The organism is Dyella acidiphila (genome assembly GCF_014863405.1).
GTDB classification, from domain to species: Bacteria; Pseudomonadota; Gammaproteobacteria; order Xanthomonadales; family Rhodanobacteraceae; genus Dyella_B; species Dyella_B acidiphila.
Genome location: NZ_JACZZA010000005.1, coordinates 97725 through 121004 on the forward strand (window position 1 = coordinate 97725; position 23280 = coordinate 121004).

Annotated in this window: 11 protein-coding genes; 7 read left to right on the top strand and 4 right to left on the bottom strand. The window is 63.6% G+C overall.

The window, feature by feature from the left end; translation table 11 throughout:
- Positions 1-142: 142 nt before the first annotated feature.
- Positions 143-8377 (bottom strand): beta-1,3-glucanase family protein, encoded by an 8235-nt coding sequence (locus IGX34_RS09925; protein WP_192555568.1) that lies wholly within the window; start codon positions 8375-8377, stop codon positions 143-145.
- A 556-nt stretch (positions 8378-8933) separates the two neighbouring features.
- Positions 8934-10016 (bottom strand): GGDEF domain-containing protein, encoded by a 1083-nt coding sequence (locus IGX34_RS22360; RefSeq protein WP_192555569.1) that lies wholly within the window; start codon positions 10014-10016, stop codon positions 8934-8936.
- 309 nt (positions 10017-10325) lie between these two features.
- On the opposite strand from IGX34_RS22360, the gene IGX34_RS09935 reads away from it, so the two are divergent.
- From IGX34_RS09935 to IGX34_RS09960, 6 genes are read left to right on the top strand one after another with little or no spacing between them, the layout of a single operon-like run.
- Positions 10326-11375 carry a LacI family DNA-binding transcriptional regulator gene (locus IGX34_RS09935; protein WP_192555570.1) on the top strand — a complete coding sequence of 350 codons (1050 nt, stop codon included), beginning with the start codon at positions 10326-10328 and terminating at the stop codon, positions 11373-11375.
- 33 nt (positions 11376-11408) lie between these two features.
- Positions 11409-14408, top strand: a complete 3000-nt coding sequence (locus IGX34_RS09940; protein WP_192555571.1) for a TonB-dependent receptor — start codon at positions 11409-11411, stop codon at positions 14406-14408.
- Between the two features lie 3 nt (positions 14409-14411).
- On the top strand, positions 14412-15884 hold the full coding sequence (locus IGX34_RS09945; RefSeq protein WP_225737365.1) for a glucoamylase family protein: 1473 nt from the start codon (positions 14412-14414) through the stop codon (positions 15882-15884).
- Positions 15881-17164 (top strand): sugar ABC transporter substrate-binding protein, encoded by a 1284-nt coding sequence (locus IGX34_RS09950; RefSeq protein WP_225737366.1) that lies wholly within the window; start codon positions 15881-15883, stop codon positions 17162-17164. The genes IGX34_RS09945 and IGX34_RS09950 overlap by 4 nt, the downstream gene beginning before the upstream one ends.
- Positions 17161-18039 (top strand): carbohydrate ABC transporter permease, encoded by an 879-nt coding sequence (locus IGX34_RS09955; protein ID WP_192555573.1) that lies wholly within the window; start codon positions 17161-17163, stop codon positions 18037-18039. The genes IGX34_RS09950 and IGX34_RS09955 overlap by 4 nt, the downstream gene beginning before the upstream one ends.
- A gap of 8 nt (positions 18040-18047) precedes the next feature.
- Positions 18048-18857: a carbohydrate ABC transporter permease gene (locus IGX34_RS09960; protein WP_192555744.1), complete on the top strand. Its 810-nt coding sequence runs from the start codon at positions 18048-18050 to the stop codon at positions 18855-18857.
- Between the two features lie 39 nt (positions 18858-18896).
- On the opposite strand, the gene IGX34_RS09965 is transcribed toward IGX34_RS09960, so the two are convergent.
- Entirely contained in the window at positions 18897-19988 is a 1092-nt protein-coding gene (locus IGX34_RS09965; protein WP_192555574.1) for an ABC transporter ATP-binding protein, read from the bottom strand.
- 131 nt (positions 19989-20119) lie between these two features.
- Between IGX34_RS09965 and IGX34_RS09970 the strand changes: the two genes are divergently transcribed.
- The gene (locus tag IGX34_RS09970) at positions 20120-21514 is read left to right on the top strand and encodes a GH1 family beta-glucosidase (RefSeq protein ID WP_192555575.1); all 1395 of its coding nucleotides are present in this window, start codon (positions 20120-20122) and stop codon (positions 21512-21514) included.
- A gap of 101 nt (positions 21515-21615) precedes the next feature.
- On the opposite strand, the gene IGX34_RS09975 is transcribed toward IGX34_RS09970, so the two are convergent.
- Entirely contained in the window at positions 21616-23163 is a 1548-nt protein-coding gene (locus tag IGX34_RS09975) for a GH39 family glycosyl hydrolase (protein WP_192555576.1), read from the bottom strand.
- Positions 23164-23280 lie beyond the last annotated feature (117 nt).

The following is a 23280-nucleotide window of genomic DNA, read 5'->3' on the forward strand; positions in this document are numbered from 1 at the left end:
CGGGCGAATGACGGCCTAGAAGGATTTCGCAGTTGCCGCGCTTCTGCGTTTGCACGAATCGCGACTAACGCACATGGCGCCTGTCTTCGCCTACCCCACCGCCCATCCTGCTGCTTCCAGCAGGATGGGCATGGATCACTCATTACCAGCCAATACCAAACGCCATGTGCTCCGGCTGCTGCGTGGTAATGGTGGTGCTCTGGTTGTTGTTGTCGTCGTAGGAGAAGCCGTAGGCCATGCCGCCGACCGAGTGCAGATGCCAGAACTGCGAGTAGAAGTTGGCGGGTGCGGATTGGTAGTAGCTTGCCGCATTCGCCCAGTTCGCCTGGGTCAGCAGTACGCCGCGGTTGGTGGCGGCGCAGATCTGGTTTTCCAGCTGCAGCTGGATGGCGTTTTCATCCTGTTGCTGCGGCGTGCTGCCGGCTACGCCGCTGGCCATGCTGCCGGCGCACAGCAGGATGTCCTGCGTGGACGGCTGCTGCACCACGAAGGTCTCGCCGACATTGGCCGCAGCCGGATTCACCTCGGTAAAGGTAAGCGTGGAGCCAGCGGCGGTGCCGTTGAACTGGCGACCGTTGACGGTGATGGTCACGGGCGTGCTGCTGTACTGGCCCCAGGCGCCGGCAATATAGCTATCGAAGTAGTTGCCGTTGGCGCCGCCGTTGCCGAAGGTGGTTTCCGCCGGCGACAGGATGCGCAGGTTGGTCGGCGCCGGGGTGTGGAACGCGGTCGGGGTCTGGCTGACGTATTCCTGATCCAGATCGGCGATCGATTCATTGATGCCCATCTGCATGTGGAAGGTTTCCTTCGCGCCCCACACATCCAGCAGTAGCGGCAGGCCGAACTGGTTCACCTGGGTGGTGTTGATGTAGATGCCACCGGTGGCGTTGTAATTGAACTCATACCAGTCGTAGTGCACGTTGATATTCGGATCGGTGCCGTTGAGCGGGTTCGGTCCGGCATAGCCGTCGTTGCCGCCGTTTGCGCCGGCCATGATCGTCATGTAGAGCGGGCTGCCTTCGGAGATATAGATGCGTCCGGAGGTGATCGGCGGCAGCTTGAGCTGGTGGCTCTGGGCAAGGGTGAAGGCGTAGTTGGGATAGGTCTGCCCGTTCGGCGCCACCAGCGCATTGGCGGCGGTGTTGTCGGCGACGCTGGCCGGCGTCACGGTGCCGTCGTAGTTCACCCACGAGAGTGCGCCGGTGACCGGATCGTTGCCGAGGATCTCGACGTAGATCTGGTTATCCGCCCACTGGCCGTTGGTGTTGTTGTTGAGGTCGGTGATGATCGCGCCGGGCACCACGGTATACGTGGGCGCCAGGTTCACGCTCAGGCTTGCTGCCGACGAGTTCGCCGAGCCGGCCGAGTTGCTGACCGTGACGGTGAAGCTGCTGCTGTTGTCGGCATAGGTGGTACCCGGCGTGGTGTAGCTCGCGCCGGTGGCGCCGATGATGGCGGTGCCGTTCTTGTACCACTGGTAGCTGAGCGTATCGCCGGTAGCCACCACAGCGAAGGTGGCCGTGCGTCCGATCGTCACCGTCTGGCTGCTCGGCGAGGTGGTGACCGCGGGTGCGGTAACCGAGCCCGAACCGGATGCGGCCGTGGTGGTGATGGCGGTGTTGGAAGCCGGCGAGGTACCCGCCGTATTCACCGCTTCAACCACATAGGAGTACGTCGTCGATGCAGCAAGACCCGTGTCGCTGTACACCGTGCCGCTTACGCCGTTGGCAATTGCCGCGGCATTGCGCAGCACCGTATAGGTCACGCCTGACGTTGCCGAAGCATTCCAGCCGAGGTTGACGGCGCTGGAGGAAATCGCCGTGGCCGTGAGGTTGGTCGGCGCCACCGGCATCGCCATGGTGGTGGCAGTGGCCTGCGGCGTCGGTGCCGAAGTGCCGGCAGTGCTGGAGGCTTCCACCACGTAGTAGTACGTGGTGTTCACCGTCAGCCCGGTATCGGCATAGCTGTTGCTGTTGGCGGTAGCGATCTGGTTGGCGCTGGACGGCGTGAAGCCGGAGCTGGTGCTGCGGAACACGTCGTACACCACGCCGCTTACCGGGGATGCCGTCCAGCCGAGGTTGATCTGGCTGGCCGATACCGTGGTAGCCGTGAGCGCAGTGGCCGAACCGATCGGTGCGGACACCACCTCGATACCGTTGACTTCGGCATTGTCGGTGATGGTGGTGAATTGCAGCACGATCTGGCCCTGTGCATTGGCGGTGGCCGTGAACGGTTCGACGATGGCGACGTCCTGTGCACCGGCCGCGGCCACGATGTCGAAGTTGCTCAGTACCTGGGTGCCGTTGATCGCCACGTTGAACACACGCTGCCCGGCCTTGGTCCAGTAGAACTCGGCGAAGTGCAGGCGCACGGTGTAGCTGCTGCCGGCGGTGAGGCCGGTAAGCGTGTAGCTGAAGTTGTTGCCCACGCGCTGGTGCTGGTACACCGATTGCGGTGCCGGATTGATCACACCGGCCGTGCTGATGGTGGAACCGGTACCGGATGCGGCGCCGCCGGTGAAGTCTTCATCGGCCACATAGTCGCCCGATGCCGTGCCACCCGCGCTGATCGCCAGCACATCCGAACCGCAGCCGCTGACGCAATCCACATTGAAGGTGGTGGCGGTGGCGGTGTTGGAAGCCGTCGAGGTGCCTGCCGCATCCACCGCTTCAATGGTGTAGGAGTACGTGGTAGCGGAGCTCAGGCCGGTGTCGTTGTAGCTGGTGGCGGTAAGGTTGCTGCTCACCGGCGTGCCGTTGCGGAACACCGTATAAGTGGCACCCGGAGTTGCCGAGCCGGTCCAGCTCAGGTTGATCTGGCTGGACGATGCCACTGTGGCAGCCAGGTTGGACGGTGCATTGGGCGGCGTGTTGGTCGCGGTGGCCGCCTGCACTTCGATACCGTTGACCTCGGCGTTGTCCTTCACCGACACGAACTGCAGCACGATCTGGCCCTGTGCATTGGCGGTAGCCGCAAACTGCTCGGCAATGGCGATGTCCTGCCCGCCGGCCGCGGCGACGATATCGAAGTTGGTCAGCACCTGGGTGCCGTTGATGCTCACGTTGAACACGCGCTGGCCGGCCTGCGTCCAGTAGAACTCGGCGAAGTGCAGGCGCACCACATAGTTCGCACCGGGAGTCAGGCCAGGCAAGGTGTAGCTGAAGTTGCCGAAGCGCTGGTTCTGGTACACCGACTGCGGCGCCGGGTTGGTCACGCCATTGATATTGATGGTGGCGTTGCCGCCCGAGGCGGTGCCGCCGGTGAAATCTTCATCGGCTGCGAAATAGCCGGCACCGGGGCCGCCCGCGCTGATCGCGATGGCATCCGGGCTGCTGCAGTTGCTGGTGCAGGTCGATACGGGCGTGGTGGCCGTGGCGGTGTTGGAAGCCGCCGAAGCACCGGCCGCATCGTTGGCTTCAACGATGTAGTAGTAGGTAGCCGCAGCCGCTACGCCGGTATCCGCGTAGGTGGTACCCGACGTGGTGGCAACCTGGTTGGCGCTGGAAGGCGTGAAGCCGGCAGTGCTGCTGCGATAGATGGTGTAGCTCACCGTGCAGCCGGTGCCGGCATTGCTCGCACCCCAGCTCAGGCTGACCTGACTGGCGCTGTTGGCGGTGGCCGTGAGCGTACCCGGCGTGCCGGGCACTGCACTGCAGGTGTTCTGCTGCACGGTCAGCGTGGCGGGATTGCTGTTGACGGTGCCGAATACATCGGTGATCGCCACCGCGAATATCGCACCGTTGTCGCCTGCCGCCGTCGCCGGCGTGGTGTAGCTGGCCGCGGTGGCGCCGGCAATCGCGGTGCCGTTCTTCGACCACTGGTAACTGAGGCTGCCGAGACCGGTGGCCACGACGCTGAAGTTCGCCGTCTGGCCCACGCCCACGACCTGGCTGGCCGGTTGCGTGCTGATGGTCGGTGCGGCACCGGCATCGGTGCCCGCGGTGCACAGCGTGGCGCCCGGATAATTGTTGGTGACCTGATAAGCCGAGCTGCCGTCGAAGTTCACCAGCGCGGTCTTGCTGGAATCGTCCGGATCCACGGTCGAGGTCCAGGTGCTCCAGGTGCCGGAGAACGCGCAGGTCGCATTGTTGACGCTGCTGATGCTGTGCGCTTCGGACTGCGTGGGCAGGCGCATATTGATGCCTGCGCAATAGTTCTGCGCATTGACGCCGGTGAACTGCGAGCCGGGCGCCGTGTCGGTCATGATGGTGCGCGTCCAGGTCAGGCCGGTGAGGTTGTCCTTCACCAGGCTGGCGTTGGAAGCATTGACGGTATAGCGCTCGCCTGCCCCGCCGCACTGCGGCACGTTGTAGACCTGGAACTCGTAGACCGAATAGCCGTACTGCGTGGCGCGCTGGATACCGTTCAAGCGGATATAGCGGCCGCTTACGCTCGGGAAGTTGAGCGTCTCCGTACCGCCGGTGCCGGCGTTATTGGTGTACGCCACATTCCAGGTCGGATTGGTGGACGGATCCTGGTCGGTGTACAGAATCTGGTACTGGGTGGCGTAGGCGTTTTCCCAGTTGATGATCACCGTATTGAAAGCCTGCACCGAACCCAGGTCGATCTGCAGCCACGACGGATCCACGCCCGGCACGGCCGGTGTCGGCGGCGCACCGGCGGTGGCCGAACCCCAGCGGGTGCCCAGGCTGCCGTCGACGGCATTCTCCGGACCGAGACAGCCGGTGCCGGTGTACGGCGGTGAAGTGGTGCCGTCATTGCAGGCGTTCTGCGTGCTGCTGGAGGTAGCCAGCGCATTCAAGGCGAGGTTCACGCCCGGCGGCGCCAGCGTGATCTGCGCGGCATTGGTAGTCACCGCCGCACCGGCGGCATTGTTGACCGTCACGCTGTACGCACCCACGTTCGCCGCGCTTACGGCGGGAATCGTGTAGGTCAGCGTGCTCGACAGCTGCGTGCCACTGGTGAGAATGGTGGGACTGCCGCCCGGCGGCGTGAATTGCCACTGGTAGCTATACGGCGCGGAACCGGCCACCACGGCCGTGAACTGCACCGGCTCGTTCACCGGCACGATGGTGCTGGCCGGCTGCGTAGCGACGGACACCGGCGTGGCGGCATCGATAGTCACCACGGCATTGTTGGATTGCGTGGTGCCCAGGTCGTTGCCCACCACCACGTAATACGTGGCGCTGCCGGCCGCCGTGAATACCGGCGTGGTGTACGAAGCTTGATTGGCGCCGGCAATCGCGCCCGAGCCAAGCTGGTACCACTGATAAGTAATGGTCGGCGAGCCGGTAGCGGCTACCGTCAGGGTCGCCGATTGTCCATCCACTACCGACTGCGTCGCCGGCTGCGTGGTGATCACTACATTGGCAGGCGCATCCACGCTGAGCGTTACCGGCGTGGAAGTGACCGTGCCGAGGCTGCTGCCGATGGTGACGGTGAAGGTGTCGCCGTTATCCGCCGACGTAGTAGCCGGCGTGGTGTAGGTGGCACCGGTGGCACCGGCGATCGGGCCGTGCGCATCGGACCACTGGTAGCTGAGCGCACCCGAACCGGAAGCCACCACGCTGAACGTGGCCGGATAACCGGAGGTGGTGGCCTGGCTGACCGGCGGCACGATGATCACCGGCGCCTGCGATTGCGCAACAGCCGGCGGTGCTACCGAGCTCAAGCTGATGCTGGCGCTCTGCAACCCCGGCGCGGTAGCGGTAACCGTCACCGTGCCCGGCACAAAGGTGCTGCGCAGCGCGATCTTCTGCAGACCGCCTTCGAAATTCAGTTCCGGATCGCCGGGTGCGTGGAAGAACGCATACGGCACACCCTGGATCACATTGCTATTGGCCTGCGAGAAAGCATCCTGGTAGTAGTTGGTCCAGGACGGATCGGCCACCAGCTGCTGCGTGCCGCCCATATACGTTGCCGCGCCGCTCACCGCGAAGGTGACGTTGTCGGCCGCGGTCGGCACCAGGTTGCCATTGGCGTCTTCGACCTGCGCCACCACAAAAGCCGCATCCGAACCGTTGGCGGTCCACTGGAAGCTGCTGCCGTCGGGCTTGGTCACTTCCGGCACCACGCTCAGCACGATCTTGTTTTCCGCACCGGCCGTGGTGCGCGTATCGCTGACGCCGTCCACCGGATTGCCGTTGGCATCCAGGCACAGCGCCGTAACCGTGCCCGGCGCCCAGTTCACCATCCAGTGCACCTGCCCCGGCATCACGGTGGTGTTCTGCCCGAGGTTGGAGCTGGAATTGATATTCCACGGATTGGGCGTCTGATCCTGCAGCACCGTGCCGGTGACCGGATCGTTCGGCACGCCATTGATCAGCAGGCGCACCGCCGGGCAGTTGCTGAAGGCGTTTTCCTGGATCGGCGTGCCCTGGGTGTATTCGTAGGCGCGGTTCCAGTGATGCGCCAGATGCACCACCGGCTGGACCGAATAGGGAATCCAGTTGGCCTGGTAGATGTAGTACAGCAGGCGCGGGAAGCGGTTCGCGTCGGTCGAGGAATAACCCAGCGAGCGCACGAAGTTCACCATGTTGGGCAGGTTCTGATATTCCGCCCACAGGCTCACTTCACCCGGCGATTCGGCGAAATACCACTGCGCCATGCCGAACGCATTGGCTGCCCTGCCCTTGCGCCAGTCGTCCAGATACGGCGCGGCGAAGGCCAGTTCGTAGTCATAGGCCAGGCCGCGGCCGGTGCCCATGTTGTCCCAGTATTCGGCGCCGAAGGCCGGATTGTTCGGGTTCTGCTGCTTGTTGCCGGCTTCGCAGCCGGCGCCGTCGCATTCGTCGATCAGGCCGTAGGAAGAGCTATAGGTACGGTCGGCGCTACCGCGCGGATTGATATTGTCCCAGGTGGTCTCGATGCTGCCCAGCTCGGTCGCCAGCGTGGCGTTCATGCCGCCGTTGTCGCGCTCCCAGTCGAGGATCGAGGGATGGCTGCGGTCGCGGATGATCATGTCGCGATGCAGTTCCTGCTTCAGCTGCAGGTCGTCGGCGGTGGGATTGGAACTGGCGTTCCAATAGCCTTCGCCGTCGCCGCTGGGCTGGTCGATCATGATGCCGTAGGCATCGGCCGCTTCCACCATTTCTTCGCTGCTGGTGGAGTGGCCCGGACGCCATACATTGCCGCCCTGCGCGGCGATCTGCGCCATGTCGCGCCACCACTGCTCATCGGGTACGGACGAACCCAGCGCCGGATAGTCGTAGCGGCTGGAACCGCCCCACAGATACACCGCGTGGCCGTTGAAATACGGGAAATTCGCATCCCAGGTAATGGTGCGGATGCCCAGCCGATCCTGAGTGGAATCCACCACCACGCCATTGACGCTGACGATGTGATAGACCTTGTACAGATACGGCGAACCGCACAGCACCGGCGGCGTGCCGCAGGTGGCGTTGTTCGGATACCACAAGGTGGGATTGGGCACGGTGATCAGCTGATCGAACATCGGCTTGGCGCCGGACGGGAACGAGCTGGCCGTCATCGCCGGCACCGATTGCGTGACCGGATCGACGGTAACCACCACGTTGCCCTGCGCGTCGACGATCTGCGTGGTCAGCGTCACCTGCTGCGCCGACTGCGTTTCGTTCACCACATTGGTCTGCACGTCGACCACCGCCGATGCCGCCTTGGCGGTGCCCTGCGCAGCCGGCACTTCCGACACGGTGCCGACGTAGGTGCCCCAGGTCTTCTGGTTCGAATACACATTCGGCGGGATATGCACCGGGTTGGTGACATACAGCTTCACGTTGCGGAACAGGCCGGCCATGGCCTGGCCGAAACGGAACGCGCCGGAGAAGCCCGGCTGCTCGAACCACGGCGCACCGCGCGAGACATCGATGGCGATGACGTTGTCGGTGCTGCCGTCCGCCTTGATATAAGGCGTGAGATCGACCACCACCGGGATAAAGCCCACCACGTGCGTGGCCTGCGCATCGGCCGCCACCGCACTGACGCCCGGCAGCAAGGTGCCGTTGATAAAGATCTGGATGCCGGTGTGCGAGCCTTCCACGTTCAACAGGAATTTCTGCCCGGCGTACTTCGGATCCACCTTGAAATGCAGGCGATACCAGTTGAAGTTGCCGGTCAGCGAACCCTGGCCGCCGCCCGACGTCTGGTTGATAAAGGTGCGCGTGATATTGGCGTCGTACGGCAGGCCTACCTGGAACCAGTTGCCGCTGCTGTCGCTGCTTTCATTGAAGCTTTGCGCCGAGTACGCGGTGGAGTTGTTGCTGTTCTCGAACCACCAGTTGTTCTGCGCCGCATTCGACGTGGAGCTGGCATTGCCGATGTACTGCGGCATGCCGGCGGCCAGGTTGATGGTCAGACGCTGCGAGATGGGCAGCGAGGGCTCCACCTCCTGGCTGTTGGCCATGCCGGTCAGCGCCAGCAGCGCGACCAGCAGCAGCAACAGCCCGCCTGCCTTGGGAGAGCCGGCATGCCTTGCCGCACGGGAGCGGGCAAAACTGCATGTCCAGGCCACGAACTGCCATGTACGCAACGCATACGGTTTCACTGTCGTCCCCCTTCGGACACCAGATTTGGATGAGCATGGCCACCGCTGGCCAAAACCCGCGCACGGCAACGCATGGCTACCACCTCACCCAGGGTGCGCCAACCATTGCCACATCGGAAAAGCAGTGCCGCCGACGAGTGAGGAAGTTCGTCCGGCGGCAGTTACTGAATGATCATCCGCATTGCGTGTGTTTACTGCAATGCGGGAAAGGAGATTTTTTGTACCCGATCCGGCAATTGTTCGCGTATTGCGATGCAATGCACATTTAGATGTCTAAATTACAAAATAGACGTCTAAATTTGGAAAGTAAAAACTGCCATACAAAAGAAATAAACAACTTGCCGGCAATCGCAGGTTGGGTTAGCGCAGCGTAACCCAACGACTTTCCTTCGTAGCGGCATCCTTGGGTTACCCCGGATCAAGTCCGGCGCAACCCAACCTACAGCGCGCCTTATTCGATTACCGGCCACTCGTAGCGAGCGATGCTCATGCGCACCGGTGCCGGCAACGGCGCATGCTTGCGCAACTGCTTGGTGGTATCCATCGCGGCCTGAGCTTTGTTGAGCAAAGCCTGCGCATTGCTGCAATCCGGCTCGGCCACCACTGCGCCGACACTCGCACCGCTGTAGTCGATCAAAGCGACATCCAGCTTGAAGCGCCCCCGTGTCGCACCCTCCAGGCGTCGTGCCAGGGCAGCCGCGGCATCGCCGGCCTTTTCGCGCTGCTCCAGCGCCAGCACGGCAAATTCGTCGCCGCCCACGCGCGCGGCAAAGTCGCTGTCGCGCAGCATGCGCCGCAGCCGCTTCGCCACCGTATGCAGAAACTGGTCGCCGGCCGCGTGGCCGAACTTGTCGTTGATCGGCTTGAAATCGTCCAGGTCGATAAAGGCCACGATCAGGGCGCGGTCGTCCGGAGGAGCAGCCAGTTGCCGCTGCATTTCGTCCAGCAAGGCGTTCCGGTTGGGCAGTTGCGTGACGGTATCGGTCAAGGCCGCGGCGGTCAGCGACTGCGTGGCCTGCTGCAGAGAAGCCAGCAATTGTTCCCGTTCCACCTGCTGCGCCACCAGATGCGCAAACAGCGCCAGCACCTGCATGGCCGTGTCGGCCACCGGCTTGCGCTCGTCGCTGGCCGCGCATAGTGCGCCGACCAGCTCGCCGCCCTTGGCACGGATCGGTGCACATATATATGTCGCAATACCCAGCCGTTGCGCGACTTCGCAACTGGCCCAGCGGCCGGCGACGTCGTTGGCATAGAAGCGGCCTTCGTCCAGGGCGCGCTTGCACAGCGTGTCGGCCCATGGCGTGACCAGGCCTTCGGGCACGGTCAGACGGTAAGTATTACGCGCATGCAGGACCCGGAACGACCCTTCCGGCTGGTCCAGCCTGGCCAGATACGCCGATTCCAGCCCGCTGACCGTCTGCAGCAGTTCCAGCAGCGGTCGCGCCAGGCCCTCCAGCGTATGGGCATGGGTGACCGCGGCGACCAGGGCGCCGAGGAAATTGGATGGAATGGCGGTACGCGTGACGAGATTCATATGCCTGATATCGGCAACTCCCGGCGTAGCTGAAACCCTCGCCGGCCGCCGGAGCCCGATCGGCCGCACCTGACCATGCTGCATCGCCGTATGCACGTGGCCGACGCCCGCGCCGTTAAAAACAACCGGTCTTCCGTTCACCCCTGCCCTATGTGTTTGCGCGACGCAACAGACGGCGCCATACGGGCCTTTGCAAATCGCCATGAAAACGTTTACGTTCCGCGCACATTGAGCATGTAAACGTTTACAGGCGACCCGTTGCATCGGGCTGATATCGTGTCCAGCCCACTCATCCGCAGGAAGCCTTCGATGACGACGAAAAACGCAACGATCAAAGATGTGGCACGCGAGGCGAAGGTCTCGGTGGCATCGGTGTCGCGCGTGCTCAACGGTACCGGCGGAGTAACGCCCCAGACGCAAAAGGTGGTGCGGGAAGTCGCCGCCCGCCTGCATTACGTGCCGGACAGCGCGGCGCGCAGCCTGATCACCGGCCGCACCCACACCATCGGCGCGGTGCTGCCGGACCTGTATGGCGAGTTCTTCTCCGAACTGATCCGCGGCATCGATCTGGCTGCGCGTGCCCGTGGCCTGCATCTGCTGGTGTCCAGCTCGCATGACGGCGTGGACGATGCCGCCGCCGCGGTGCGCGCCATGCGCGGGCGCGTCGACGGCATGCTGATTTTTTCCGAATACGTCGACGCCGCCTTCCTGGACGCCAACCTGCCGGCGGCGCTGCCGGCCGTGCTGCTCAACAGCGCGGTAAAAAGCGCGCGCTACCCGGTGCTGACCATCGACAACCGCGGCGGCGCCAGCGCGATGGTGCAGCACCTGATCGAAAGCGGCCGCAAGCGCGTGGCCTTTATCGCCGGCTCCAAAACCAACTTCGATGCGCAGCAGCGCGACAAGGGCTATCGCGCGGCGATGGCCAAGTTCGCGCCGGACCTGCCGTTGAATATCGTGCCTGGCGACTTCAGCGAAGAATCGGGCTACCGCGCGGGCGTCGAACTGCTCGCGCAGAAAAAGCGCCCGGATGCCGTATTCGCCGCCAACGACATGATGGCGGTGGGCTGCCTGATGGCGTTCAAGCAGGCCGGCGTGCAGGTGCCGCAGGAGATCGCCCTGGCCGGCTTCGACGACATCCTGATCGCGCGCTACGTCTCGCCCTCACTCAGCACCGTGCAGGTGCGCATTGCCGATCTTGGCCGGGCCGCATTGGAGCGCCTGGCTGCCTTGCTGGATCCGGACGCCAACACGCCGGCTCCGGCCCAGACGCTGGGATGCGACATCGTCGTTCGAGAAACCAGCGGCGGAAGCACCGGTGCGGCAAGCACGCGCCGGCCCCGTCGCCCACCTAAATAACAGCACAGAGTCAATCTCTTGGGAGGGGTGACAATGAAAGCAGTAGTACGCACCAGAAAGTTGCTGCTTGCACGCATGATCGTCGCATCGATAAGCGCCGCCGCGGTGTCGCCGGCAGCGGTCTTTGCCCAGACTTCCGATGCAAACCTGCGTGGATCAGTCACCCCCAACACGACGGTTACCGCCAGGAATGTGGCCACCGGCTATACGCGTGTCACCAAGTCCGGCAACGACGGCAGTTACGCGCTGGTCGCGCTGCCGCCCGGCACTTACCAGATCGATGCCGGGCCGGGTACCGAACGCACCGTCACCCTCAGCGTAGCTTCCACCGCCACCTTGAATCTCACCGCCGCCACGGCCACAGCCGGCGCCAATGCGAAAAACCTGGGCGCGGTCACCGTCAATGCCCAATCGCTGACCGAAGTGACCACCTCGGAAATCGGCAGCATCGTGTCGCAGCGGCAGATCGCCACCGTGCCGCAGATCACGCGCAACTTCCTGGAATTTGCCGACACCGTGCCCGGCATGGTGTTCACCGTGCAGCAGAACGGCAATACCAGCCTGCAATCCGGTGCCCAGGCATCTTCCGCGATCAACGTGTATATCGATGGCGTCGGCCAGAAAAACTATGTGCTGCCCGGCGGCGTCAGCGGCCAAACCTCCAGCCAAGGCAATCCGTTCCCGCAGCTGGCGATCGGCGAATACAAGGTGATCACCTCCAACTACAAGGCCGAATACGACCAGATCTCCAGCGCCGCGGTCACCGCGGAAACCAAGTCCGGCACCAATGAATTCCATGGCGAAGTATTCGGCGACTGGACCGATACCGCCTTGCGCGCCGAAACGCCGTCCGAGCAGGCAGACCGCAAGAAGCAGCCCTCGCACGACAAGGAATACGGCTTCGCCTTCGGCGGCCCGATCATCCAGGACAAGGCGCATTTCTTCGTGTCCTACGAGGGCAAGGAATACGACACGCCGATCGCCGTCTCGCCTGGCAATGCCAGCAACCTGGTACCGCAGTTGCCGGCTTCGGCACAGGCGCAGCTGGGTCCGGCCAGCCTGCCGTTCAAGGAAAATCTCTATTTCGCCAAGCTGGACTGGGAGCCGACCAACCGCGACCGCATCGAGGTCAGTGGTAAATACCGCAGCGAGAATTCCATCAGCGGTCCCGGCACGGGGCAAGCGGCCTCCACTGCCGTCGACTTGATCAATTACGACAAGCGCTTCGACATCCGCTGGGATCACAGTGCGGACAGCTGGTTCAACCGCCTGCAATTCACTTACGAGAATGCGTTCTACAAGCCGACGCCGATCGAAATCGGCAACGGCTACGCCTACTTCACCACGCCCGACAACGGCAGCCAGCAAATCCTCGCCGTGGGTGCGGCATCGCCGCTGGCCACCGAGGACAAAGGCCAGAAGGGGCCGGCCGTGCAGGACGATCTCACCTTCAACGACTTCACCTGGCATGGCGACCACGTGATCAAGATGGGTTTCAAGATCAAGAAGGTGGATCTCACCGCACAGGATGCGGGCGACGACAATCCGCAGTTCTTCTATGACGTGACGCCGACCGGCACGCTGTCCACGCCATACCAGGTGCAGTTCCCGGTGATCCTGCCCGGCACCAATCCGGAGGTGCGCACCTCGGACAAGCAGTACGGCACCTACATCCAGGACGACTGGACCGTCAACGACCATCTCACCTTGAACATCGGCGTGCGCTGGGATTACGAAGAGACGCCCTCGTATCTCAACTGGGTGACGCCGCCGGCCGTGGTCGCTGCGCTGTACAGCCAGGATCCCAATGCGCCGGCCGGCCAGACCTATGCGCAAAGCCTGGCCAAGGGCGGCATCAACGTCAACGACTACATCAGCAATGGTCGCAACCGCAGCTCGCCCGATAACGAGTGGCAGCCGCGCTTCGGTTTCTCCTACGACATCGACGGCGACGAAGCGCATGTGATCCATGGCGGTGTCGGCCGCTCCTACGATCGCGATCTGTATGAACTGCTGCAGTTGGAACAAACCAAGCTGGCGCTGGCCGAACCGGAAATCATCTTCCCCAATCAATATCACTCATGTGCGCCGAGTCCGAGCTGCATTCCGTGGAATCCGGCGTATTACGGCGGCGTAGGCGTCCTGCAGAGCCTGCTGGCCGCCACCACCGCGGGCCGCGAAGTGGATATGGTGACCAATCATCTGAAGGCGCCCTATTCCGATCAGATCAGCTTGGGTATGCGCAACAAGGTCGGTGACTGGAATACCGACGTGACCGTCGCGAGCGTGAAAAGCTTCGACGGCCTGGTGTACCAGCTCGGCAATCGCTATCCCAATGGCGCGTTCTGGGAGAACGGCAGCCAGCCATGGGGCAATGGCATTCCCGGCTTCGGCAATATGATCATTGCCAACAACGGGCTGGAGACCAAGACCACGCAAGTGCTGATCTCGGCCGAAAAGCCGTATACGCCCGAATCGCATTGGGGCATGACGGTCGCCTACACCTTCACCCATGCGCTGCAGAACAACGACAGCCAGGACGTCACCGATCAATACGCCTTCGATGAAGAAACCATCGGCCAGTATCCGTTTATCGGCTCGGCGGTAGCCAAGCATCGCCTGGTCAGCACGGCCTCGGTCGACGGGCCATGGGGCCTGCTGTTCGCCACCAAGTTGACCCTGGCCACGCCGATTCCCGGCCTTGGGCTGGCCTGCTACGGCGCCAATACGCCGAGCGGCTGCGTACCCTTCACCGCCACGCCGCCCGGTTCGCACTTCCTGATCGGCGGCCCGATCTTCGGTTACCGCGCCATCGACTTCCAGATCACCAAGAACTTCAAGATCTACAGCAATTTCGACGGCTATGTACGCTTCGACCTGCTGAACGCGTTCAACTGGAACAACTTCAGCGATTACCTGCAGAACTACGGCGCCAACGGCGTGCTCACGCGCACCCCGATCACCTTCAACCCTACCGGCAATATCGACGGCGTGCCGCGCACGCTCAAACTGACCCTGGGTATAAAGTTCTGAACCATGAGCCGGAACGATCGTTGCCAACCGAAGCAGGCCCGCAGCTGGCGGGCCTGCTTCTTCACCGCCCTGCTGGCCACAGGCATCGCCATGCAGCCGACTGCGGCACAGACGCCCGTCACCTACGACAGCTTGTCCGCACCGCAAAAGCAGCTGGTCGATGACCTGCAGCGGCGTACTTTCCAATGGTTCTGGGACAGTGCCAATCCGGCTAACGGGCTGATTCCGGATCACTATCCGGGACCGTCGTTTTCCAGCATTGCCTCGATCGGCTTCGGCCTGACCGCGTATGGCATCGGCGTCGAACGCGGCTACATCACGCGTGCGCAGGCGGTAGCGCGCACGCTCACCACCTTGCGCTTTCTCGCCCACGCCAGGCAGGACGGCAATGAAGACGGCGCCAGCGGCTACCACGGCTTTTTCTATCACTTCCTGGATATGCAGACCGGCCAGCGCTTTTCGCGCGACATCGAACTGTCCAGCGTGGATACCACCTTGCTGCTTGGCGGCGTGCTGTTCGCGCAGTCGTATTACGACCGCGACACCGCGCAGGAAAAAGAAATCCGTACCCTGGCCGATACGATCTACCGCCGTGTCGACTGGACCTGGATGCAGCCGCGCGCCCCCCTGATCAGCATGGGCTGGACGCCCGGCGGCAAATTTATCGACTCTGACTGGAAGGGCTACGACGAAGGCATGCTGGTGTACATCCTGGCGCTGGGCTCGCCCACCCATCCGATCGGCAGCGACGGCTGGACGGCATGGACCAGCACCTATCCCAGGCAATGGGGCACGTTCCAGGGCCAGACCTTGCTCAACTTCGCGCCGCTGTTCGGCCATCAGTACAGCGAAGCCTGGGTCGATTTCCGCGGCATCCGCGATGCATGGAGCCGCGCACATCAGCTGGATTACTTCGAGAACAGCCGCCGCGCGGTCTATGCGCAGCGCCAGTACGCCATCGCCAATCCAGGCCACTGGACCGGCTATGGCGCGAATATCTGGGGGCTTACGGCCTGCAATGGACCGGGCGATGTCGCCGGCAAGGCGATCGACGGCAGCACGCGCCAGTTCTTCGGCTACACCGCACGCGGCGCCGGGCTGGACTACATCTCCGACGACGGCACCATTGCGCCCACCGCTGCCGGCGGCTCGATCGCCTTCGCACCGGAAATCGTGCTGCCGGCCTTGCAGGCGATGAAGGAGCGCTACGGCCAGTACGCTTACGACCGCTACGGCTTCGTCGACGCCTTCAATCCCAGCTTCGATGCGAATATTGCCTTGCATACCGGCAAAAAAGTGCGCGGCGCCGGCTGGTTCGACAGTCTGCAGATCGGCATCGACCAGGGACCGATCGAGCTGATGATCGAAAACTGGCGCAGCGATTTCGTCTGGCGCGTGATGCGCAAGAATCCATACATTCGGCAAGGACTGCAGCGCGCCGGTTTCAGCGGCGGATGGCTGGACCGGGCGCCATGAAAGCGCGCCGGCGGCTGGCCAGCCTCGTCCTCGCCGGCCTGCTCGCCGGCTGCGCCCAGCACGCCACCGACGACAACACGCTCACCTTCTGGACCATCGGCCGCGAAGGCGAGGCCATCACCCAGCTGCTGCCGGCATTCGAGCGCGAAAACCCGCAGATCCAGATCCGGCTGCAGCAATTGCCGCTAAGCGCCGCGCATCAGAAACTGCTAACCGCCTTTGCCGGCGATTCGCTGCCGGACATGACCCAGCTCGGCAATACCTGGATGCCGGAATTCGTCGCCCTGCATGCGCTGGAGCCACTGCAATCGCGGGTGGCCGCATCCAGCGTGATCCGCCCCGACGATTATTTCCCCAGCATCTGGGCCACCAATGTCTATGCCGGCCAGTTGTACGGCGTGCCCTGGTATGTGGATACGCGACTGCTGTTCTATCGCAGCGACGTTTTGCGCGCGGCAGGTTTCCAGGCACCGCCGCAGGATTGGGCGCAATGGCGGCGGATGCTGGCCGCGCTCAGTCATCCGCAGCAAGGCCGCTACGGCATCCTGCTGCCCACCAACGAATACGAGCAGCTGATGTCGCTGGCGCTGCAACAGCCCGATTCGCTGCTGCGCGACGGCGGCCGCTACGGCAATTTCGAAAGCGCCGGCTTCAAGCGCGCCCTCGCCTTCTACGTGGACACGTTCAAACTGCAGCAGGCGCCAGCCATCACCAATGTCGAAGCCGGCAATCCGTGGAGCGAATTCGGCCACGGTGTATATGACTTCTATTTCTCCGGCCCGTGGAATATCGGCGAATTCCGCCAGCGTCTGCCGGCCGCCGAACAAGATGACTGGAATACCGCGCCGCTGCCGGGGCCGGACGGTCCGGGTGCTTCCGTTGCAGGCGGCTCAAGCCTGGTCATCTTCCGTCATGCCACGCACAAGGAAGCGGCCTGGAAGCTGATCCAATATCTGTCGCGCCCCGATGTGCAGCAACAGTTCTACGACTTGCTCGGCGATATGCCGCCGCGGCGCAGCTCTTGGGCCGGCGGCCACCTGCACGACGATCCCAAGGCGCTTGCCTTCCGCGAGCAACTCGAACGGGTAAAGCCCACGCCGGCGGTGCCTGAGTGGGAACGCATCGCCAATGAAATGCAGTTGGTGGCCGCGCAAGCCGTCGCCGGCAATCTCAGCATCGACCAGGCCGCGGCCGAGATCGACCGCCGCGCCGACCGCATTCTGGAAAAGCGCCGCTGGGTGCTGGCGCATACCCCGTTGCCGACCGAGGAGCAGCCATGAGCCAGCGGCAGGCTGCATGGCTGTTCCTCGCGCCGGCGCTGCTGGTGCTTGGCGCGTTCTTTCTGCTGCCGGCGATCGGCGCGTTCGGGCTGAGCCTTACCGACTACGACCTGTATGCCCTGGCCGACCTGCGCAACCTGCGCTTTATCGGCCTGCACAACTACGCCGCACTGTTGCAGCGGCGCGAATTCTGGGCGGCGCTGGGACATACGCTGTACTTCGTCAGCGTGGGCGTGCCGCTGTCGATCGCCGCCTCGCTGGGCACGGCGCTGCTGCTGAACTCGCCGCTGGCCCGCTGCAAGGCATGGTTCCGTACCGCGCTGTTTGCGCCGGTGGTGACCACGGTAGTCGCGGTGGCGGTGGTATGGCGCTATCTGCTCAATACCAAATACGGCTGGGCCAACGAGGCGCTGGGATGGATCTGCATCCACCCGGTCGACTGGCTGGGCGATCCGCACTGGGCGATGCCGGCCATCATCCTGTTCGCAGTGTGGAAGAACTTCGGCTACAACATGATCATCCTGCTGGCCGCGCTGCAGGCGACTCCGCCCGAGCTCTACGAAGCGGCGCGCATCGACGGCGCCTCGGCCTGGCGGCAATGCCGCCATATCACGCTGCCGATGCTCGGCCCCAGCTTGTGGATGGTCGCCATCCTTACTGTCGCCGGTTATTTCCAGCTGTTTGCCGAGCCGTATGTGATGACCGAGGGCGGTCCGCTGCAAAGCACCACCAGTGTGCTGTACCTGATGTACGACGAAGGCTTCAAATGGTGGAACCTGGGTTCCGCATCGGCGATCGCCTTCCTGCTGTTCGCCATCATGTTTGCGGTCACGCTGCTGATGCTGTGGCTGGGCCGGCGCGGGGAAGAAGCGTGAGCGCGCGCATGGCCAAAGTGCTGATCAACGGCTTGCTGATCGGCGCCGCGGCAGTGGCGCTGTTTCCGCTGTTGTGGATGCTGTCGGCATCGTTCATGCCGCCCGGTGCGGCCGATACGCTGCCGCCACCGCTATGGCCGGCACACGCCACCCTGCACAACTATCACGAGCTGTTCCGGCGCGCCGGCATGGGCCGCTATCTGCTCAACAGCCTGCTGGTGGCAACGGCGATCACCCTGCTCTCGCTGGCGCTGAATCTGATGGCCGGCTATGCCTTTGCCAAATTGCGCTTCGCCGGCCGGCGCGGATGGTTCAGGGCCGTGCTCGGCACACTGGTGATTCCGGCCCAGGTGGCCATGCTGCCCTTGTTCCTGATGTTCAAATATCTGGGCCTGGTCAATAGCTACGGCGGCGTGATCGTGCCGGCCATGGCCAGCGCATTCGGCATTTTTCTGGTGCGCCAATATGCGCGCGGCATTCCCGACGAGCTGCTGGAAGCGGCGCGCATCGACGGCGCCGGCGAACTGCATATCTTTACGCGCATCGTGTTGCCGCTGCTCAAGCCGATCGTGGCCACGCTGGCGATCTTCACCTTTCTGACCGCATGGAACGATTTCATGTGGCCGCTGATCGTGCTGACCGGACAGGAGCATGAAACCTTGCCGCTGGGACTGGCCGCGCTGGCCCGGGAACATGCACAGGACAGCGAACTGATGATGGCCGGCGCGGTGGTGACCGTGCTGCCGGTGCTGCTGTTGTTCCTGGCCCTGCAGCGGTATTACCTGCAAGGCCTGCTGCTCGGCAGCGTGAAGGGCTAGGAGGCCGGTGTGACGCGGTATCGCCCAAACCGGTCTGCGTCAGGCGATGCGCTTGCCGTCGGCGGCATCGAAAAAATGCAGATGCGCGGCAGCAAAGCCCAACGGCAACACACTACCGCGCGTTGGCAGTTCGCCGGGCGGCACGCGCGCCACCAGCATGTGCTCGCCATGGCGCAGATTGAGAAACACATCGCTGCCCACCGGCTCGATCACCTCGAGCGTGGCGGCCAGCGCAGCGTTGCCGGCCGCGACCGGCTGCAAGTGTTCCGGGCGCACGCCCAGCGTAACCTCCCGGCCCAACCAGGCCTGCAGTGCGGACGCCTGCGCAGGCAGTTCGCCCAGCGGCAGCAAGGCGCCTGCCATATCGAGCTGCCATTGCGTATCGCGCCGCAGCTGGCCACGCAGAAAATTCATTGCCGGCGAACCGACAAAGCCGGCGACAAACAGATTGGCCGGCCGCTGGTACAGGTTCATCGGCGTGTCGATCTGCTGGATATGCCCGCCATCCAGCACCACGATGCGCTGCCCCAGGGTCATCGCCTCGACCTGGTCGTGCGTGACATAAATCATGGTGGCGCCCAGTTGCCGGTGCAGCCGTGCGATCTCCACCCGCATCGACGCACGCAGGCGGGCATCGAGATTGGACAGCGGTTCGTCCAGCAGGAACACCTTCGGCTCGCGCACCAGCGCGCGCCCCAGCGCCACGCGCTGGCGCTGGCCGCCCGACAATGCCGCCGGCCGTGCGTCGAGCCGCGATTCCAGCTCGAGCAGCCGCGCCACCTCGCTTACGCGCCGGTCGATTTCCGCGCGCGCCTTGCCGCGCAAGCGCAGTCCGAAGCCGAGGTTCTCGGCCACCGTCATATGCGGATACAGCGCGTAGTTCTGAAACACCATCGCGATATCGCGGTCTTTGGGTGCAACCTCGTTGACCACCCGCGTATCAATCGATACGGTGCCGGACGAAATCGACTCCAGTCCGGCGATCATCCGCAGCAGCGTCGTCTTGCCGCAACCGGAGGGACCGACCAGCACCAGCAGCTCGCCGTCGGCGATATCGAAGCTGGCTTCGTCCACGGCCACGTGGCCGTTGGGATACAGCTTGCGAACGCGGTCAAGGCTGACGGTGGCCATCGGGATGCATCACTCCGGGTAAAGACGAACCAGGCCGCATACACGCGGCTTGGTACCAGCGCTGCGCCGCACTATTCTCGTCGCGTAATCGATTACATCAAGCCGCATCGCCGCATACAAGGTTTTACAACATGAGCGTCAGCTATTCGTTTCCCGCGAACTTCGTGTGGGGCGCCGCCACCTCGGCCTACCAGATCGAAGGCTCCCCCCTGGCCGACGGCGCCGGCCCCAGTATCTGGCAGCGCTTTGCGCATACGCCGGGCATGATGGCCAATGGCGACACCGGCGATATCGCCTGCGATCACTACCGGCGCTTCAAAGACGATGTGCAGCTGATGCGCGCGCTGGGACTGCAAAGCTATCGCTTCAGCATCGCCTGGGCGCGGGTGCTGCCCGACGGCACCGGGCGCATCAACCAGCAGGGCCTGGATTTCTATTCGCGCCTGGTCGATGAATTGCTAGAACACGGCATCGAACCGAATGCGACGCTGTTTCATTGGGACCTGCCGGCGGCGCTGGACGACCGCGGCGGCTGGCTCAACCGCGATATCGCGCACTGGTTCGCCGAATATGCCGGTGTGCTGTTCAAGGCGCTGGATGGGCGGGTCAAGCGCTGGTCCACCATCAACGAGCCGTGGGTGGTGACCGACGGCGGCTATCTGCATGGGGCACTCGCGCCCGGCCATCGCAGCAAATACGAAGCGCCGATCGCCGCGCATAACTTGATGCGCGCCAGCGGCGCGGGCATCCAGGCCTATCGCGCACTGGGCAAGCATGAGATCGGCGTGGTGTTCAATATCGAGCCCAAGTATCCGGCCTCCGACAGCGCCGACGACCTGGCGGCGACGCGCCGCGCGCACGCCTACATGAACGAGCAGTTCGCCGACCCGGCCCTGCTCGGCAGCTATCCCGCCGAGCTGAAGGAAATCTTCGGCAATGCGTGGCCCGATTTTCCCGACGAAGATTTCCGGCTGACCCGCCAGAAGGTCGATTTCGTCGGCATCAATTACTACACGCGTGCGGTGGTGCGGCACGATGCTTCGGCCTATCCGCTGAAGGCCGCACCGGTGCGCCAGCCCAACACCACCCAGACCGAAACCGGCTGGGAAGTCTACGAACAGGGCCTGATCGACACACTGGCCTGGTTCAAGCAGCGCTATGGCGATATGCCGCTGTACATCACCGAGAACGGCGCGGCCTTCTACGATGCACCGGTGGCATATACCGAGGTAGTGGAGGATCCGCTGCGCGTGGATTATCTGCGCCGGCATCTGCGCGCACTGCATGCCTCGATCCAGTCCGGCGTGGACGTGCGCGGGTATTACGCGTGGTCGCTGCTGGACAACCTGGAATGGTCGCTGGGGTTTTCCAAGCGCTTCGGGCTTTATCACGTGGACTTTGCCACATTGAAGCGGACGCCCAAGGCATCGGCGAAGTTTTATGCCGGGGTGATCAGGAGCAACGGGGCTGCACTCGAAGATCGAGCCCCCGGCCCCGTCCTCCCGGCGAAGGTCGGGACCCAGTGAGGTGAGACGGTAAAGACGCTGGATCCCGGCCTGCGCCGGGACGACGAGTTATCGGGCAGCGAATGGTCAGCGTCGAAGCGGAAAGAGCACGGCGCGCAGCATCAATGCAATTCCACCACCACCAGGCCCTGCGGCGGAATATCGAGCACCAGGTGCCCATCCCGCAGCGCCACCGATTCCGCGGCCGCCATCTGCCCTGCCTCGCGCAGTTGCACGATCTGTTCGCGACTGGGGAAATCCGGCCGCCCCATCCGGTCGAACAGTGCCACCGCATTGCCGTGCTGCTCGTCCAGCCGCCACACCGTCGCCTTCGCACTGGCGGCAAGATGCGCCACATCCACGTCGAAATGCTTTACTTCGCCCTTGGGCTTGCCCGGCGTATAGCTCGCCGTATCGCCTACCGGCGGCGCATAGTTCCATAGCGCCAGCACCACCGAACCATCCGCGCGGCGCGTCGCCAACGCGCTGTCGCTAGCCAGCGGCAGCTGCGTATCGCCCAGCTTGTGCAGCATGGCAAAGGCATTGAAGGCCGGCTTGGCGATGCGGTCCTCGGCGATCAGGCCAAAACCGCCGTAGAAGGGATTCTTCACCACGCCCTGCTCCTCGAATACATCGGAGAAGGACCAGTAGCTCATCAGTTCCACCTTGCCCGCGCACTCGCGGATGGTGTTGGCCATCCACGGGCCCATATAGACGGTGTCGGTGACATTGGGCAGGTTGGCGTAGGAAGCGTTGTATTCGCTGAAGATCAGCGGCAGCTTGGGATACGGCGACTTGGCGATTTCATCGTGCACTTTCGCCACTGCGCGGCAGACCATGTCGGCGCGCGGAATATTTTCCCCGGTATGGAATACGTTCTGCGCGGTGTCATCGCCATACACATGCGAGCTGACGAAATCCACCGGCAGGCCGGCATCGTGCACATGCTTGAGGAACACCGGCACCCACGCCGCCTGCGCGGTGCTGGGGCCGCCAACGCGCAGGCGCGGACTGACCGCCTTCAGCGCCCGCGCGGTGTGTTCGTACAAAGTGAAATAGGTGGGCTGCACTGGCGAGCCGCCCCAGAAGGCCAGGTTGGGCTCGTTCCATACCTCGAAATACCAGCTGGATACTTCATCGAGGCCGTAGCGCGCGATCAGATGTTGGGCAGAGGCGCGGATCATCGCATCCCATTCGGCGTAATCGCGCGGCGGCATCACGTTCGGGTGATACCAGAAATCATGTTGCTTGGACGGATCGGAGCTGAGTTCCGGCGGCATGAAGCCCAACTCGACATAGGGCTTCACGCCACGCTCCAGCAAACCGTCGTAGATCTGGTCGACGTAGCTGAAGTTGTAGGCGATCTTGCCGTGCTCGTCGCGGTACACCACACCTACATCGCGGTCGAAGATGCCGTGAAAGCGGATGTACTGGAAGCCGGTGGCGGCATGCACCGCATCCAGATCCTTGCGGTAATCGTCGCGCAATGCCAGCGAGGCGCGGCCGGAGCCGAACATCTGCTCCCAGAAATGCGGCAGCGGCGTGCCCTGGGCGGTGGCGTCCACCTGCAGGTCAACCGTATCGGTCGTAGCGCCTGCGGCGGCGGAAACGGCCAGCAAGGCAGTGCACACGCAAGCTGCGAGGCGGCGGAGCAAGGACGGGTTCGGCATGGCGGCTCCCATGGCGGCCGGCGAAATAGCCGGCCATGTAAACGTTTACGTGATCAGGGGAGTTTCGTATGGATGCCGCTTCGCTTCAAGTGGCAGAACGGTCATTCCGGCCCACGC